This window comes from Streptomyces sp. NPDC043738, assembly GCF_056436545.1.
Genome location: NZ_JBWKCJ010000004.1, coordinates 262938 through 278582, shown reverse-complemented (window position 1 = coordinate 278582; position 15645 = coordinate 262938). Strand labels below are relative to the sequence as shown.

General features: G+C 71.8%; 16 protein-coding genes. 15 read left to right on the top strand and 1 reads right to left on the bottom strand.

All coding sequences use genetic code 11. From position 1 onward, the window contains the following. Nucleotides 1–103: 103 nt before the first annotated feature. The 13 genes from AC0680_RS08500 (at nt 104) to nusB (ending at nt 12977) form a co-directional block, all read left to right on the top strand. Complete coding sequence (locus AC0680_RS08500) at nt 104–448, top strand: DUF6167 family protein (RefSeq protein ID WP_384429054.1); 345 nt, start codon at nt 104–106, stop codon at nt 446–448. Then, nucleotides 448–3117: an alanine--tRNA ligase gene (gene alaS, locus AC0680_RS08495; RefSeq protein WP_478626036.1), complete on the top strand. Its 2670-nt coding sequence runs from the start codon at nt 448–450 to the stop codon at nt 3115–3117. The genes AC0680_RS08500 and alaS overlap by 1 nt, the downstream gene beginning before the upstream one ends. Before the next feature lie 14 nt (nt 3118–3131). Next, nucleotides 3132–3596, top strand: a complete 465-nt coding sequence (ruvX, locus tag AC0680_RS08490) for a Holliday junction resolvase RuvX (RefSeq protein WP_478626231.1) — start codon at nt 3132–3134, stop codon at nt 3594–3596. A gap of 128 nt (nt 3597–3724) precedes the next feature. After that, complete coding sequence (mltG, locus tag AC0680_RS08485; RefSeq protein ID WP_478626034.1) at nt 3725–5365, top strand: endolytic transglycosylase MltG; 1641 nt, start codon at nt 3725–3727, stop codon at nt 5363–5365. Continuing rightward, nucleotides 5362–6189 carry a shikimate dehydrogenase gene (locus tag AC0680_RS08480; protein WP_478626032.1) on the top strand — a complete coding sequence of 276 codons (828 nt, stop codon included), beginning with the start codon at nt 5362–5364 and terminating at the stop codon, nt 6187–6189. The genes mltG and AC0680_RS08480 overlap by 4 nt, the downstream gene beginning before the upstream one ends. A 127-nt stretch (nt 6190–6316) precedes the next feature. Then, nucleotides 6317–7501, top strand: coding sequence for a chorismate synthase (gene aroC / locus AC0680_RS08475; RefSeq protein ID WP_478626030.1), 1185 nt, complete (start codon nt 6317–6319; stop codon nt 7499–7501). Beyond that, the gene (locus AC0680_RS08470) at nt 7498–8055 is read left to right on the top strand and encodes a shikimate kinase (protein WP_478626028.1); all 558 of its coding nucleotides are present in this window, start codon (nt 7498–7500) and stop codon (nt 8053–8055) included. Before aroC ends, AC0680_RS08470 begins: the two co-directional genes overlap by 4 nt. Next, complete coding sequence (aroB, locus tag AC0680_RS08465; protein WP_478626026.1) at nt 8052–9143, top strand: 3-dehydroquinate synthase; 1092 nt, start codon at nt 8052–8054, stop codon at nt 9141–9143. The genes AC0680_RS08470 and aroB overlap by 4 nt, the downstream gene beginning before the upstream one ends. Continuing rightward, nucleotides 9140–9589, top strand: coding sequence for a type II 3-dehydroquinate dehydratase (gene aroQ / locus AC0680_RS08460; protein ID WP_478626024.1), 450 nt, complete (start codon nt 9140–9142; stop codon nt 9587–9589). The genes aroB and aroQ overlap by 4 nt, the downstream gene beginning before the upstream one ends. A 283-nt stretch (nt 9590–9872) precedes the next feature. Beyond that, nucleotides 9873–10733 carry a Pro-rich N-terminal domain-containing protein gene (locus tag AC0680_RS08455; protein ID WP_478626022.1) on the top strand — a complete coding sequence of 287 codons (861 nt, stop codon included), beginning with the start codon at nt 9873–9875 and terminating at the stop codon, nt 10731–10733. Between the two features lie 67 nt (nt 10734–10800). Continuing rightward, on the top strand, nt 10801–11907 hold the full coding sequence (locus tag AC0680_RS08450; RefSeq protein WP_478626020.1) for an aminopeptidase P family protein: 1107 nt from the start codon (nt 10801–10803) through the stop codon (nt 11905–11907). A gap of 66 nt (nt 11908–11973) precedes the next feature. Continuing rightward, nucleotides 11974–12540 carry an elongation factor P gene (gene efp, locus AC0680_RS08445; RefSeq protein WP_393487940.1) on the top strand — a complete coding sequence of 189 codons (567 nt, stop codon included), beginning with the start codon at nt 11974–11976 and terminating at the stop codon, nt 12538–12540. 2 nt (nt 12541–12542) lie between these two features. Continuing rightward, nucleotides 12543–12977: a transcription antitermination factor NusB gene (gene nusB, locus AC0680_RS08440; RefSeq protein WP_478626018.1), complete on the top strand. Its 435-nt coding sequence runs from the start codon at nt 12543–12545 to the stop codon at nt 12975–12977. 284 nt (nt 12978–13261) lie between these two features. Here nusB and bldD read toward each other — a convergent pair whose 3' ends face one another. After that, nucleotides 13262–13762 (bottom strand): transcriptional regulator BldD, encoded by a 501-nt coding sequence (gene bldD, locus AC0680_RS08435; protein WP_384429091.1) that lies wholly within the window; start codon nt 13760–13762, stop codon nt 13262–13264. 220 nt (nt 13763–13982) lie between these two features. Here bldD and pyrR point away from each other — a divergent pair, with 220 nt between their 5' ends. Then, the gene (gene pyrR / locus AC0680_RS08430; RefSeq protein WP_384429094.1) at nt 13983–14573 is read left to right on the top strand and encodes a bifunctional pyr operon transcriptional regulator/uracil phosphoribosyltransferase PyrR; all 591 of its coding nucleotides are present in this window, start codon (nt 13983–13985) and stop codon (nt 14571–14573) included. A gap of 93 nt (nt 14574–14666) precedes the next feature. Beyond that, nucleotides 14667–15644, top strand: coding sequence for an aspartate carbamoyltransferase catalytic subunit (locus AC0680_RS08425; protein WP_468976874.1), 978 nt, complete (start codon nt 14667–14669; stop codon nt 15642–15644). The last annotated feature ends 1 nt before the right edge of the window (nt 15645 follow it).

Genomic DNA, 15645 nt, shown 5'->3' with positions numbered 1-15645 from the left:
ACGCCACTCCCCCCCCCCCCCCCCCCCCCCCCCCCCCCCCCCCCCCCCCCCCCCCCCCCCCCCCCGCCCCCCGCAACCGTCGCTCCAAGGACTGATCACAGCGATGTTCCGCCGCGCATTCTGGTTCACCACCGGCGCCGCCGCCGGGGTGTGGGCCACGAACAAGGTCCACCAAAAGCTGCGCAAGCTGCAGCCCGACAGCCTTGCCGCCCAGGCGGCGGAGAAGGCCGTCGAGACCGGAAACCGGTTGCGCCAATTTGCATTGGACGTACGGACCGGAATGGCGGACCGTGAAGAGCAGTTGCACGACGCCCTCGGCCTGAGCGAGCCGGCCGAGGTGCGCGAGCTGCCCGCACCGCGCCGCGCGGTGCTCGAACCGCACCACAGAACCACCAAAGCAACCGGACCGAACGGTCTGACCGGACCGACTGGAAAAGAGGACCACTGATGGAGTCGGCTGAAATCCGCCGCCGCTGGCTGCGCTTCTTCGAGGAGCGCGGGCACACCGTCGTGCCGTCGGCGTCGCTCATCGCGGACGACCCGACGCTGCTGCTCGTCAACGCGGGCATGGTCCCCTTCAAGCCGTACTTCCTCGGCGAGGTCAAGCCGCCCGCCCCGCGCGCCACCAGCGTCCAGAAGTGCGTCCGCACGCCGGACATCGAAGAGGTCGGCAAGACCACCCGGCACGGCACGTTCTTCCAGATGTGCGGCAACTTCTCCTTCGGCGACTACTTCAAGGAAGGCGCCATCAAGTACGCCTGGGAGCTGCTGACCAGCTCGCAGGCCGACGGCGGCTACGGCCTCGACCCCGAGCGCCTGTGGATCACCGTCTACCTCGACGACGACGAGGCCGAGCGCATCTGGCACGAGGTCGTCGGCGTGCCCAAGGAGCGCATCCAGCGGCTGGGCAAGAAGGAGAACTACTGGTCCATGGGCGTCCCGGGCCCCTGCGGCCCGTGCTCCGAGATCAACTACGACCGCGGTCCCGAGTTCGGCGTCGAGGGCGGCCCGGCCGTCAACGACGAGCGGTACGTGGAGATCTGGAACCTGGTCTTCATGCAGTACGAGCGCGGCGCGGGCACCGGCAAGGAGGACTTCGAGATCCTCGGCGAGCTGCCCAGCAAGAACATCGACACCGGTCTCGGCCTCGAGCGCCTGGCGATGATCCTGCAGGACGTCCCCAACATGTACGAGACGGACACCCTGCGCGTCGTCATCGACAAGGCCACCGAGCTCACCGGCGTCCGCTACGGCCACTCGCACGACTCCGACGTCTCGCTGCGCGTGGTCGCCGACCACCTGCGCACGTCCACGATGCTCATCGGCGACGGCGTCACGCCCGGCAACGAGGGCCGCGGCTACGTCCTGCGCCGCATCATGCGCCGCGCCATCCGCAACATGCGCCTGCTGGGCGCCAAGGACCTGGTCGTCGGCGAGCTGCTGGACGTCGTCATCACGACCATGGGCCAGCAGTACCCGGAGCTGATCGAGGACCGCCGCCGCATCGAGACGGTCGCCCTCGCCGAGGAGGCCGCCTTCGTCAAGACGCTCAAGGCCGGCACCAACATCCTCGACACCGCCGTCACGGACACCAAGGCCGCCGGCGGCACGGTCCTCGCCGGCGACAAGGCCTTCCTGCTCCACGACACCTGGGGCTTCCCGATCGACCTCACCCTCGAGATGGCCGCCGAGCAGGGCCTCTCGGTGGACGAGGACGGCTTCCGCCGCCTGATGAAGGAGCAGCGGGAGCGCGCCAAGGCCGACGCCCAGGCCAAGAAGCACGGCCACGCCGACCTGTCCGCCTACCGTGAGGTCGCCGACAAGTCCGGCTCCACGGAGTTCACCGGCTACAGCGCCACCGAGGGCGAGTCCACCGTCGTCGGCCTGCTGGTCAACGGTGCCCCGGCCCCCGCCGCCCACGAAGGCGACGAGGTCGAGGTCGTCCTGGACCGCACCCCGTTCTACGCCGAGGGCGGCGGTCAGCTCGCCGACACCGGCCGGATCAAGCTGGACTCCGGCGCCGTCGTCGAGGTCCGCGACGTCCAGCAGCCGGTGCCCGGCGTCACCGTCCACAAGGGCGCCGTCCAGGTCGGCGAGGTGGTGCTCGGCGCGTCCGCGTACGCCGCCATCGACGTCACCCGCCGCCGCGCCATCGCCCGCGCCCACAGCGCCACCCACCTCACCCACCAGGCGCTGCGCGACGCCCTGGGCCCGACGGCCGCCCAGGCCGGCTCGGAGAACTCCCCGGGCCGCTTCCGCTTCGACTTCGGCTCGCCCACCGCGGTGCCCGGCTCGGTCCTCACGGACGTCGAGCAGAAGATCAACGACGTACTGGCCCGTGAGCTCGACGTGCACGCCGAGGTCATGAGCATGGAGGACGCCAAGAAGCAGGGCGCCATCGCCGAGTTCGGCGAGAAGTACGGCGACCGGGTCCGCGTGGTCACCATCGGCGACTTCTCCAAGGAGCTGTGCGGCGGCACGCACGTCCACAACACCGCCCAGCTGGGTCTGGTGAAGCTGCTGGGCGAGTCCTCCATCGGCTCCGGCGTACGCCGCGTCGAGGCCCTGGTCGGCGTGGACGCCTACCGGTTCCTGGCCCGTGAGCACACCGTCGTCTCCCAGCTCACCGAGCTGGTCAAGGGACGCCCGGAGGAGCTGCCGGAGAAGATCTCCGGTGTCCTGGCCAAGCTCAAGGACGCCGAGAAGGAGATCGAGAAGTTCCGCGCCGAGAAGGTGCTGCAGGCCGCCGCGGGGCTGGCCGAGGGCGCCAAGGACGTCCGCGGGGTGGCGCTGGCCGCCGCCCAGGTCCCGGACGGCACCTCCGCCGACGACCTGCGCAAGCTCGTGCTGGACGTCCGCGGCCGGATCCAGGGCGACCGCGCCGTCGTCGTGGCGCTGTTCACGGTCGCCAACGGCCGTCCGGTGACCGTCGTCGCCACCAACGAGGCCGCCCGTGAGCGCGGCATCAAGGCCGGTGACCTGGTCCGTACGGCCGCCAAGACGCTCGGTGGCGGTGGCGGCGGCAAGCCGGACGTCGCCCAGGGCGGCGGCCAGAACGCCGCCGCGGTGCCCGAGGCCATCGAGGCCGTCGAGCGCCTCGTGGCCGAGGCGGCCTGACGCGCGTGAGTGAGATGCGACGCGGCCGGCGCCTCGCAGTGGATGTCGGGGACGCCCGCATCGGGGTCGCCTCGTGCGACCCCGACGGGGTCCTCGCCACTCCCGTCGAGACCGTGCCGGGACGGGACGTCCCCTCGGCGCACCGTCGGCTCAAGGCGATCGTCGAGGAGTACGAGCCGCTCGAAGTCGTGGTCGGCCTGCCCCGCTCCCTCAGTGGGGGAGAGGGGCCAGCCGCGGCCAAGGTCCGGGCCTTCGCCCAGGAGCTGGCGAGGAACATCGCACCCGTAGGGGTCCGGCTGGTCGACGAGCGGATGTCGACGGTCACCGCGACCCAGGGCCTGCGGGCCTCCGGAGTGCGCAGCAAGAAGGGCCGCTCGGTGGTCGACCAGGCGGCCGCGGTGGTCATCCTGCAGAGCGCGCTGGAGACCGAGCGGGTCTCCGGGGAGCCTCCGGGCGAGAGCGTCGAAGTGGTCATCTGATCGCGATACGGTAACGTGCCGCGCGATGTGGCGGTGGTTCGAACAGCCGCACGTGCAAGTAGAGGCGGATCGATACAGCAAGCGCGCTGCCGGACCGGAGCGCACCGCCTCTCGGCTCTAGGGGATCGATGACCGAGTATGGCCGGGGCTACGGCTCCGAACCGTGGCATCCCGAGGACCCGCTCTACGGAGACCAGGGTTCCTACGGAGGCCAGGCGCAGCAGCCTCAGTGGGGCGGGCAGCAGCCCGCCCCGCAGCAGTACACGGGCCCCCAGCAGCAGCACCCACAACAGCCCTACGACGGGGGCTGGGACGGCTCCCAGACGGGGCAACTGCCGTACGACCCCTACGGGCAGCACCCGCCGGCCGACCCGTACGCCGGTGCCGGCCAGAGCCCCTACGGCCACCAGGACGCCTACCAGCAGCATCCGCAGCAGGCGCCGGCACACCACCAGCAGCACTACCCCCCTCAGCAGTACGACCAGCCGGCGGCGGCCCCCTACGAGGACGCCGCCGCCGACGACTGGCGGGCGGAGCCGGAGCCGCCGCGCGAACCGGAGCCCGAGCACCCGTTCTTCGCCGACGGCGCGGACGGCCCGTACGGGGACGACCGCGACGACCGGGACGACTACGACGACGAGCCGCGCGAGGGGCGCTCCGGCCGTGAGCGCCGCGGCAAGAAGAACAAGAAGAACAAACGCCGCAGCGGCACCGCCTGCCTGGTCGTCACCCTGGTCTTCGCCGGCGCGGTGGGCGCCGTCGGCTACTTCGGCTACGACTTCTTCATGAGCCACTTCGGCCCGGCCCCGGACTACGAGGGCGAGGGCTCGGGCGAGATCCAGGTCGACATCCCGGACGGTTCGCCGATCTCGGAGATGGGGCAGATCCTCACGAAGAACGGCGTGGTCAAGAGCGCGGCCGCCTTCAGCGAGGCGGCCGGTAACAAGACTCTGCAGCCGGGCACGTACACCCTCCGCAAGCAGATGTCGGCCGCCTCGGCCGTCGAGCTGATGCTGGACCCCAAGAGCCGCAACGGCCTCACGATCCGCGAGGGGCTGCGGGCGGGCGAGGTCTACAAACTCATCGACAAGAAGCTCAAACTCAAGGCGGGCACGACCAAGGACGTCGCCAAGAGCGAGGTCAAGAACCTTGGCCTGCCCTCGTGGGCCAACGACTCGGCCAAGATAAAGGACCCGCTCGAGGGCTTCCTCTACCCGTCCACCTACAGCGTGGGGGAGAACGCGAAGCCGTCGGCGGTCCTGAAGCAGATGGTGGCGCGGGCCAATCAGGTCTACGAGAGGCTGGACCTCGCGGGCAGCGCGCGCAAGCTCCAGCTGGACTCGCCGATGCAGCTGCTCACGGTCGCCAGCCTCACGCAGGCCGAGGGCAAGTACAAGCACGACTTCCTCAAGGTCGCGCGCGTCGTCTACAACCGCCTCGAGCCGGACAACACCGAGACCTACGGTCTGCTCGACTTCGACTCGACGGTGAACTACGCGAGGTCCCAGAGCACCCTGGACACCGGTTCCGTCGACAACCTGCGGAACTTCAACGACCCGTACAACACCTACAAGTTCAAGGGTCTGCCGCCGGGGCCGATCGGCAACCCGGGCGAGGTCGCGCTCAAGTCCGCCATCAGCCCGGCCAAGGGCAACTGGTACTACTTCGTCTCGATCAACCCCGAAAAGACGCTGTTCGCCGAGACGAACGAAGAGCACGAGCGAAACCGCCGCATCTACGAAAAGGAACGCGAGAAAGCCAAGCAATGAGCCCCACACGTCGTGCTGCGGTACTCGGCTCCCCGATCGCCCACTCCCTCTCCCCGGTGCTGCACCGTGCCGCCTACGCGGAACTGGGCCTGGCGGACTGGACGTACGACCGTTTCGAGGTCGACGAGGCGGCACTGCCCGGATTCGTCGGGACACTCGGCCCCGAATGGGCGGGGCTCTCCCTGACCATGCCGCTCAAGCGCGCGGTGATCCCGCTGCTCGACGAGATCACCGCCACCGCGGCCTCCGTCGAGGCGGTGAACACCGTCGTGTGCACGCCCGACGGGCGCCGCCTGGGCGACAACACCGACATCCCGGGCATGCTCGCCGCGCTGCGCGAGCGCGGGGTGCGGCAGGTCGAGCGGGCCGCCGTCCTGGGCGCCGGAGCCACCGCCTCCTCGGCGCTCGCCGCGCTGTCCCGGATCTGCACCGGCGAGGTCACCGCGTACGTGCGCAGCGACGCCCGCGCCGAGGAGATGCGCGGCTGGGGCGAGCGGCTAGGTGTCACGGTCCGGACCGCCCCGTGGGCGGAGGCGGCCGAGGCCTTCGCGGCCCCGCTGACCATCGCCACCACCCCGGCGGGCACCACCGACGCGCTCGCCGCGGCCGTCCCCGACCGGCCCGGCACGCTCTTCGACGTCCTCTACGAGCCCTGGCCGACGGCCCTGGCCACCGCCTGGGCCGACCGCGGTGGTGCGGTGGTCGGCGGGCTCGACCTGCTGGTCCACCAGGCCGTGCTCCAGGTGGAGCAGATGACCGGCCGCTCTCCGGCGCCGCTGGCCGCGATGCGCCAGGCGGGTGAGGCGGCCCTGGCCGCCCGCTGATCCGCCGGCCGGCTCCCGGCACCTGCGGCGCCCGGTCCGTTCTCTGGACTGGGCGCCGCCCCTCGCGCGCGACGTGGGAGGATCAGGGGAAGACCGTACGCGGACGAGCAGTACATGAGGAGCACCGTTGAGCAGGTTGCGCTGGCTGACGGCGGGGGAGTCGCACGGCCCCGCACTCGTGGCGACGCTGGAGGGCCTTCCGGCCGGGGTCCCGATCACCACGGAGTTGGTGGCGGACGCGCTGGCGCGGCGCCGGCTGGGCTACGGCCGCGGTGCCCGGATGAAGTTCGAGCAGGACGAGATCACGTTCCTGGGCGGGGTGCGGCACGGCCTGTCGCTGGGCTCGCCGGTGGCCGTCATGGTCGGCAACACCGAGTGGCCCAAGTGGGAGCAGGTGATGGCGGCCGATCCGGTGGACGCGGACGAGCTGGCGGCGCTGGCGCGCAACGCCCCGCTGACCCGCCCCCGCCCCGGACACGCCGACCTCGCCGGCATGCAGAAGTACGGCTTCGACGAGGCCCGCCCGATCCTGGAGCGCGCCTCGGCCCGCGAGACCGCCGCCCGGGTGGCGCTCGGCGCGGTGGCCCGCTCGTTCCTGAAGGAGACGGCCGGGATCGAGATCGTCTCGCACGTGGTCGAGCTGGCCGCGGCCAAGGCCCCGTACGGTGTGTACCCCAAGCCCTCCGACGTGGCGAAGCTGGACGCGGACCCGGTGCGCTGCCTGGACGCGGACGCGTCGAAGGCGATGGTCGCGGAGATCGACCAGGCGCACAAGGACGGCGACACCCTGGGCGGTGTGGTCGAGGTGCTGGCGTACGGCGTGCCGGTGGGCCTCGGCTCGCACGTCCACTGGGACCGGCGACTGGACGCCCGGCTGGCCGCCGCCCTGATGGGCATTCAGGCGATCAAGGGCGTCGAGGTCGGCGACGGCTTCGACCTGGCGCGGGTGCCGGGCTCGAAGGCGCACGACGAGATCGTGGCCACCGAGGGCGGGATCAAGCGCAGCACGGGCCGCTCCGGTGGCACCGAGGGCGGTCTGACGACCGGCGAGCTGCTGCGGGTGCGCGCCGCGATGAAGCCGATCGCCACCGTCCCGCGCGCCCTGGCCACCGTGGACGTCTCCACCGGTGAGGCGGCCAAGGCGCACCACCAGCGCTCGGACGTCTGCGCCGTCCCGGCCGCGGGCATCGTCGCCGAGGCCATGGTCGCCCTCGTCCTGGCCGACGCCGTCGTGGAGAAGTTCGGCGGCGACAGCGTGGCCGAGACCCGCCGCAACGTGCGCGGCTTCCTCGACAACCTGGCGATCAAATGACGTCCCCGGTCGTCGTGCTGGTCGGCCCGCCCGGTGCCGGTAAGTCCACGGTGGGCGCGCTGCTCGCCGAGCGGCTGGGCGTCGGCTATCGGGACACCGACGCCGACGTCGTCGCCACCGCCGGCCGGCCGATCGCCGAGATCTTCTTCGACGAGGGCGAACCGCGCTTCCGTGAGCTGGAGCGCGAGGCGGTACGCGTCGCGCTCGACGAGCACCCGGGCGTGCTCTCGCTCGGCGGCGGCGCGATCCTGGACGAGGGCACCCGCAAGCTGCTGACCGGCCTGCCGGTGATCTTCCTCGACGTCCAACTCGCCGACGCCGTCAAGCGGGTGGGCCTGGACGCCCCCCGCCCGCTGCTGGCGGTCAACCCGCGCAAGCAGTGGCGTGAGCTGATGGAGCGGCGCCGCCCGCTGTACACCGAGGTCGCGCGCGCCGTGATCGGCACGGAGGAGCGCACCCCCGGCCAGGTCGCCGAGGCGATCCTGGACGCATTGGAGCTACGGCCGGCCGCGGGAGACGCCCCGCCGGCGGGCCACAGGGAGGAACAGGCATGACGGAGCAGGCCACCCGTATCCAGGTCGGCGGTACGGCGGGCACCGACCCGTACGAGGTGCTCGTCGGGCGGCAGCTGCTCGGCGAGCTCCCGGGCCTGATCGGCGACGGCGTCAAGCGCGTCGCGGTACTGCACCCGGAGGCGCTGGCCGCCACCGGCGAGGCGCTGCGCGAGGACCTGGCCTCCCAGGGCTACGAGGCGATCGCCATCCAGCTGCCGAACGCCGAGGAGTCCAAGACCGCCGAGGTCGCGGCGTACTGCTGGAAGGCGCTCGGGCAGTCCGGCTTCACCCGCAGCGATGTGATCGTCGGCGTCGGCGGCGGCGCCACCACCGACCTGGCCGGTTTCGTCGCCGCGACCTGGCTGCGCGGGGTGCGCTGGATCGCCGTCCCCACCACCGTCCTGGGCATGGTCGACGCCGCGGTAGGCGGCAAGACCGGCATCAACACCGCCGAGGGCAAGAACCTCGTCGGGGCCTTCCACCCGCCGGCCGGTGTCCTGTGCGACCTCGCCGCGCTCGACTCGCTGCCGGTGCACGACTACGTCTCCGGCCTGGCCGAGGTCATCAAGGCCGGTTTCATCGCCGACCCGGCGATCCTCGATCTGATCGAGTCCGACCCCGAGGCCGCCAAGCGCCCGGACGGTGCGCACACCGCCGAGCTGATCGAGCGCGCCATCCGGGTCAAGGCCGAGGTGGTCTCCGCCGACCTCAAGGAGTCGGGCCTGCGCGAGATCCTCAACTACGGCCACACCCTGGCCCACGCCATCGAGAAGAATGAGCGCTACAACTGGCGGCACGGCGCCGCGGTCTCCGTCGGCATGGTCTTCGCCGCCGAACTCGGCCGGATCGCCGGCCGCCTGGACGACGCCACCGCCGACCGGCACCGCACCGTCCTCGCCTCCGTCGGACTGCCGCTGACCTACCGCGGTGACCAGTGGCCCAAGCTGCTGGAGACGATGAAGGTCGACAAGAAGTCCCGCGGTGACCGGCTGCGCTTCATCGTCCTGGACGGCCTCGCCAAGCCGACCGTTTTGGAAGGCCCGGACCCGGCCATGCTGCTCGCCGCGCACGCGGAGATCGCGGCATGACCGGCAAGGTGCGGCGGGTACTCGTCCTCAACGGCCCCAACCTCGGCCGCCTGGGCTCCCGTGAGCCCGACGTCTACGGCGCCACCTCCTACGCCGGACTCGTCGAGGAGTGCACCCGGCTCGGCAAGGAGCTGGGTTTCGAGGCCGAGGTCCGGGAGACCAACGACGAGGGCGAGATGATCCGCTGGCTGCACGAGGCCGCCGACGGATCGATTCCGGTCGTCATCAACCCCGGCGCCTTCACGCACTACTCGTACGGGATGCGGGACGCGGCCGCCCAGCGCACCGCCCCGCTCATCGAGGTGCACATCTCGAACCCGTACGCGCGCGAGGAGTTCCGCCACAATTCGGTCATCGCGGCCGTCGCCAGCGGTACGGTCGCCGGCTTCGGCATCGGCTCCTACCGCCTCGCGCTCCGTGCGCTGGCCGAGGAACTCGGCAACTGACGTACCACCAAGGGCACTTCGGCCCCGCCCCCGGCCGTTCACTTGGCGCGCGCCGGGGGTAGGAGCCTTCCCGGCCGCGGCCGGGAGGGTACCGTTCGCAGCGGTACCACCCCTGCCGGCGGCCGTGGGCACGACGGCCCCTGGGGCCGGTGGAACCGCCGCACCGCACCGGGCACCGGCCCGGCCGCCCGGGGCCCCCTCGGTCACCGCCGAGGGCACCCCACCCGGCGTCAGCCGGGGGAGCACCGCACCACGTCGACCGCACGAGACGGAGAGCCACCGGATGCAGTACGCAGTGGGGGCTCCGCTGCCGCCCCACGGGCAGGCATCAGGACCCGGGGCCGCCATGCACTGGACGCCCGACCCCGGACGGCCCGCACCACCCACCGCACCGCCGGCCCCCGCGGCCCCGCCCCCGCCCGCCCAGCAGCCCGCCCCGCAGCAGGGCTGGCACGGGCCCGCGCCCCAGCAGGCCCCGCCCACCGGCCACAGCACCACCGACCTCACGGGCCATGTCCCGCTGCCTCCGGGCGCCCCGGTGCCGCTGCCCAGCCCGCCCACCGACGCCGCCGCGCCGGACGCCAGCCAGGCAGCCGTCGCGGTGCTGCTCATCGGCCCGGCCGGAGCCGGCAAGACCAGCGTCGCGCGCCACTGGGCCGACACCCGCCGGGTGCCGACCGCGCACATCAGCCTCGACGACGTCCGCGAATGGGTCCGCTCGGGCTTCGCCGACCCGCAGTCCGGCTGGAACGACCACTCCGAGGCGCAGTACCGGCTCGCCCGCCGCACATGCGGCTTCGCGGCCCGCAACTTCCTCGCCAACGGCATCTCCTGCATCCTCGACGACGCCGTCTTCCCCGACCGGCCGGTCGTCGGCCTCGGAGGCTGGAAGCGGCACGTGGGCCCCGGGCTGCTGCCGATCGTGCTGCTGCCCGGCCTGGAGATAGTCCTGGAGCGCAACGCCCGGCGCTCCGGCAACCGCCGTCTGTCCGACGAGGAGGTCGCCAGGATCCACGGCCGGATGGCCGGCTGGTACGGCTCCGGGCTGCCGATCATCGACAACTCCCAGCACGATGTCGCCACGACGGCCCGCATGCTGGGCGACGTCGTCGCCCGCTCCATCGCCAGCCCGCCGAGCTGGTGAGCGGGCGGCTCCCCCGGGCGGCCGCGCTCGACCGGCCGCCTCGGGGGAGTCGCCGTACGCTCGTGATATGTCCGAGTTGTACGCGGCCCGACGCACGCGGCTGCGCGACCGCTGCGTCGCAACCGGAAGTGCCGCCGCACTGATCTCGCGCCCCGCGAACGTCCGCTACCTCACCGGCTGCGCGCCGCCCGGCGCCGCCCTGCTGCTGGGCCCGGGCGATGATGTGCTGCTGTGCGGCAGACCGCTCAGCGGCGACCCGTCCGAGGGGCGTCCGGTCGACGACGTGCGGGTGTCGGTGCTGCCCACCCGCGACGGCGACCCGGTCGTGGCCGGCGCCGATCTGGCGGCGACGGCCGGCGCGGACACCCTGGCCGTCGAGGAGCACCACCTCACCGTCTCCCGGCACCGGGCGCTCTCCCAGGTCGCGCCCCGGCTGCGGCTGACCGACATGGCGTGCGCGGTCGAGGCCCAGCGGCTGGTCAAGGACGACGATGAGATCGCCTGTCTGCGGATCGCCGCCGAGATCGCCGACCAGGCGCTGGGCGAGCTGCTCGAATCGATCCTGGTCGGCCGCACCGAACGGCATCTCGCGCTCGAGCTGGAGCGCCGCCTGGTCGACCACGGCGCGGACGGCCCGGCCTTCGCCACATCCGTGGCGACCGGCCCGAACTCCGGCCGCGCCCGGCATCTGCCCACCGACCGGCGCGTCGAGGAGGGTGACTTCCTCAGCGTCGGCCTGGGCGCGAACTACCGCGGCTACCGCTGCGAGATCGGCCGGACCTTCGTCATCGGCACCTCGCCCTCGGACTGGCAGATCGAGCTGTACGATCTCGTTTTCGCAGCCCAGCGGGCCGGACGCGAGGCACTCGCGCCGGGGGTGGAGTGCCGCGAGGTGGACCGGGTGACCCGGCACGTACTGGACGCCGCGGGCTACGCCGAGCGGCTCGGGCCGTGGACCGGGCACGGCGTGGGACTCGAAATCGACGAGGACCCTCAGTTGTCCCCGGCCGCCATGGGTAAACTGGACGCTTGCGTGCCGGTCACCGTCGAGCCGGGGGTTCACATCCCGGGCCGTGGGGGTGTCCGGATCGACGACACACTCGTCGTCCGCCCCGAGGCGGACGGCGGGCCCGAGCTACTCACGATCACGACCAAGGAGCTGCTCGCACTGTGAGCCGCAGCGGCTCACTGGGTGCTGCTCCCGGGTCCCACCACCCGCAGTCCAGGAGATTCCGCAACCGTGGCATCCACGAACGACCTCAAGAACGGCATGGTGCTCAAGCTCGAAGGCGGCCAGCTCTGGTCCGTCGTCGAGTTCCAGCACGTCAAGCCCGGCAAGGGCCCGGCCTTCGTCCGCACCAAGCTCAAGAACGTGCTGTCCGGCAAGGTGGTGGACAAGACCTTCAACGCCGGCGTGAAGGTCGAGACGGCCACCGTCGACAAGCGCGGGATGCAGTTCTCGTACATGGACGGCGACTACTTCGTCTTCATGGACATGGACACCTACGACCAGATCCACGTCGACCGCAAGGCCGTCGGCGACGCCGCGAACTTCCTCCTGGAGGGCTTCGAGGCCGTTGTCGCGCAGCACGAGGGCGAGGTGCTCTACGTCGAGCTGCCGGCCGCCGTCGAGCTGGTCATCAAGGAGACCGAGCCGGGCGTCCAGGGCGACCGCTCCACCGGCGGCACCAAGCCCGCCACGCTGGAGACCGGCTACGAGATCCAGGTCCCGCTCTTCATCACGACCGGTGAGAAGATCAAGGTCGACACCCGCTCGGGCGACTACCTCGGCCGGGTGAACAGCTAACCGTGGCTGCCCGCAGCAAGGCCCGCAAGCGCGCCTTCCAGATCCTCTTCGAGGCCGATCAGCGCGGCGCCGACGTGCAGTCCGTGCTCGCGGACTGGATGCGTCACGCCCGGACCGACCCCCGGCAGCCGCCGGTCAACGAATACACCCTGCAGTTGGTCGAGGGGTACGCGGACCACGTCGCCCGAATCGACGAGCTGATCTCCACCTACGCGGTCGACTGGGACCTGGACCGGATGCCGGCGGCCGACCGCTCGATCCTCCGGCTCGGTGCCTTCGAGCTGCTCTGGGTGGACGACACGCCGGACGCGGTGGCGATCGACGAAGCCGTGCAGCTCGCCAAGGAGTTCTCCACGGACGACTCCCCGGCCTTCGTCAACGGCCTCCTCGGCCGGCTCAAGGAGCTGAAGCCGAGCCTGCGGCGCGAGGCGCAGTAGGCGGTCGGCAGAGCGTGTGAACGGGCCCGGAGCGGGGGATACCGCTCCGGGCCCGTCGCATGCCCGCAGAAGCGCCCTGTGGCGTCCTCCGTGCCGTGCCGAGCGCCGCCGTGCCTCCGCAGCGCCGGGCGCCCCGCGTCCGCCCCGCCCCGCCCAGAGGGCGTATCGCGCCTGCCGCCGGGCGCCGGTCGCCGGCCCGCGCGATCCCGGCTATGGGCCGGCAGACGAAAACCGCCGCCCCGGAAGTCCGGGGCGGCGGTACGTTTCTTCAGAGGCGCGCGAGGTCAGATCTCCTCGTGCGTCACGGCGCGGCGGGCGTCGGAATCCAGCACGCCCCAGCTGATCAGCTGCTCGGTCAGCACCGAGGGCGACTGGTCGTAGATGACGGCCAGGGTGCGCAGGTCGTCCTGGCGGATCGAGAGCACCTTGCCGTTGTAGTCGCCGCGCTGGCTCTGGATCGTGGCGGCGTAGCGCTGCAGCGGGCCGGCCTTCTCCTGCGGGACATGGGCGAGGCGCTCAAGGTCGAGCACCAGCTTCGGCGGCGGCTCGGCCGCGCCACCCGGTGTCGTGCCCGGCAGGAGTTCCTGGACCGGGACGCCGTAGAAGTCCGCCAGCTCGGCGAGGCGCTGCACGGTCACGGCACGGTCGCCGCGCTCGTACGAACCCACTACCACGGCCTTCCAGCGGCCCTGGGACTTCTCCTCGACACCGTGGAGGGAGAGGCCCTGCTGGGTGCGGATGGCGCGGAGCTTGGCCCCGAGCTGTTTGGCGTATTCGCTGGACATAAGGCTCCCCAGACGGCTGTATCGACATGCGGCTCCGCCGCGCGGTGGTAACTCACTGTGAGGTTACGCAGCGTAATCTGACTTCGTCAAGCGGAATGGGTCAGACCATCACCCGTCAGGGGTGCGGGCGGGTCCTGGAGGGGCTCCTGCTAACCTGACTGCGTTATTCCGACGTCCTTTAAGGTCCGTCCCGTGAGGCGGAGAAGGAGGTCCGTTTCGTATGGACGCAAACAGTTCCGACGCGGGGGCCCGGCTCCCGGCGCGGCCGGTGCTCGAAGGCCCGGACATCACGCGCATGCTCACCCGCATCGCCCACGAGATCGTCGAGCGCGCCAAGGGCGCGGACGACGTGGTGCTGCTGGGAATCCCCACCCGTGGTGTCTTCCTCGCCCGGCGGCTGGCCGCCAAGCTGGCGGAGATCACCGGCCGCACGATCCCGGTGGGCTCGCTCGACATCACGATGTACCGCGACGACCTGCGCCTGGGCCCCGCCCGCACGCTCGCCCGCACGGACATCCCCGGTGACGGCATCGAGGGGCGGCTCGTCCTGCTCGTCGACGACGTCCTGTTCTCCGGCCGCACGATCCGCGCCGCGCTCGACGCCCTGGGCGACATCGGCCGCCCGCGCGCCGTCCAGCTCGCGGTCCTCGTCGACCGCGGTCACCGCGAACTGCCGATCCGCGCCGACTACGTGGGCAAGAACCTCCCCACGTCGCTGCGGGAGACGGTCAAGGTCCAGCTCACCGAGGAGGACGGCCGGGACGCCGTGCTGCTCGGCGTCAAGGAAACCGCCCCGGCCGGCGAGCGATAGCCCACCGCGTACGGACCCGGTGACCCCGGGCCCGCAGGCATGCCCGCTCAACGGACATTCCCGTACACCTCCTTCACTCACGGAGAAAACCGGATGAAGCGTCACCTCATCTCGGCCGCCGACCTCACGCGCGACGATGCCGTACTGATCCTCGACACCGCCGAGGAGATGGCCCGGGTCGCCGACCGGCCGATCAAGAAGCTTCCCACCCTGCGCGGACGCACGGTCTGCAACCTCTTCTTCGAGGACTCCACCCGGACCCGGATCTCCTTCGAGGCCGCCGAGAAGCGGCTCTCCGCGGACGTCATCAACTTCGCCGCCAAGGGGTCCAGCGTCTCCAAGGGCGAGTCCCTCAAGGACACCGCCCAGACCCTGGAGGCGATGGGCGTCGACGCCGTCGTCATACGGCACAGCGCCTCCGGCGCCCCCTACCGGCTCGCCACCTCCGGTTGGATCGACGCTCCCGTCATCAACGCCGGCGACGGCACCCACCAGCACCCCACCCAGGCCCTGCTCGACGCCTTCACCATGCGGCGCCGGCTCATCGGCCCGGACGCCGGGCTCGGCCAGGACCTGAGCGGGCGGCGCATCACCCTCGTCGGCGACGTGCTGCACAGCCGCGTCGCGCGCTCGAACGTCGACCTCCTGCACACCCTCGGCGCCGAGGTCACCCTCGTCGCCCCGCCCACCCTGGTGCCGGTCGGCGTCGAGACCTGGCCGTGCGAGGTGTCCTACGACCTCGACCGCGTGCTGCCGAAGTCCGACGCCGTGATGATGCTGCGGGTGCAGCGCGAGCGGATGAACGCCGCCTTCTTCCCGACCGAGCGCGAGTACTCGCGCCGCTACGGCCTGGACGGCGACCGGATGGCGCGGATGCCCGAGCACGCCATCGTGATGCACCCCGGCCCGATGGTCCGCGGCATGGAGATCACCGCCGAGGTCGCCGACTCCGACCGCTGCACGGTCGTCGAGCAGGTGGCCAACGGCGTCTCCATCCGCATGGCCGTCCTGTACCTGCTGCTAGGCGGCAACGAGCCCGCCGTCACCCACACCCGTACCGAGGAGAAGTAAG

What these genes read in the sequence shown, in the direction of transcription:
- aroQ (WP_478626024.1), top strand. Translation starts at nt 9,140, where the DNA reads ATGACCGGCAAGGTGCGGCGGGTACTCGTCCTCAACGGCCCCAACCTC.
- AC0680_RS08425 (WP_468976874.1), top strand. Translation starts at nt 14,667, where the DNA reads ATGAAGCGTCACCTCATCTCGGCCGCCGACCTCACGCGCGACGATGCC.
- AC0680_RS08500 (WP_384429054.1), top strand. Translation starts at nt 104, where the DNA reads ATGTTCCGCCGCGCATTCTGGTTCACCACCGGCGCCGCCGCCGGGGTG.
- pyrR (WP_384429094.1), top strand. Translation starts at nt 13,983, where the DNA reads ATGGACGCAAACAGTTCCGACGCGGGGGCCCGGCTCCCGGCGCGGCCG.
- AC0680_RS08450 (WP_478626020.1), top strand. Translation starts at nt 10,801, where the DNA reads ATGTCCGAGTTGTACGCGGCCCGACGCACGCGGCTGCGCGACCGCTGC.
- mltG (WP_478626034.1), top strand. Translation starts at nt 3,725, where the DNA reads ATGACCGAGTATGGCCGGGGCTACGGCTCCGAACCGTGGCATCCCGAG.
- AC0680_RS08470 (WP_478626028.1), top strand. Translation starts at nt 7,498, where the DNA reads ATGACGTCCCCGGTCGTCGTGCTGGTCGGCCCGCCCGGTGCCGGTAAG.
- aroB (WP_478626026.1), top strand. Translation starts at nt 8,052, where the DNA reads ATGACGGAGCAGGCCACCCGTATCCAGGTCGGCGGTACGGCGGGCACC.
- alaS (WP_478626036.1), top strand. Translation starts at nt 448, where the DNA reads ATGGAGTCGGCTGAAATCCGCCGCCGCTGGCTGCGCTTCTTCGAGGAG.
- ruvX (WP_478626231.1), top strand. Translation starts at nt 3,132, where the DNA reads ATGCGACGCGGCCGGCGCCTCGCAGTGGATGTCGGGGACGCCCGCATC.
- AC0680_RS08480 (WP_478626032.1), top strand. Translation starts at nt 5,362, where the DNA reads ATGAGCCCCACACGTCGTGCTGCGGTACTCGGCTCCCCGATCGCCCAC.
- AC0680_RS08455 (WP_478626022.1), top strand. Translation starts at nt 9,873, where the DNA reads ATGCAGTACGCAGTGGGGGCTCCGCTGCCGCCCCACGGGCAGGCATCA.
- bldD (WP_384429091.1), bottom strand. Translation starts at nt 13,762, where the DNA reads ATGTCCAGCGAATACGCCAAACAGCTCGGGGCCAAGCTCCGCGCCATC.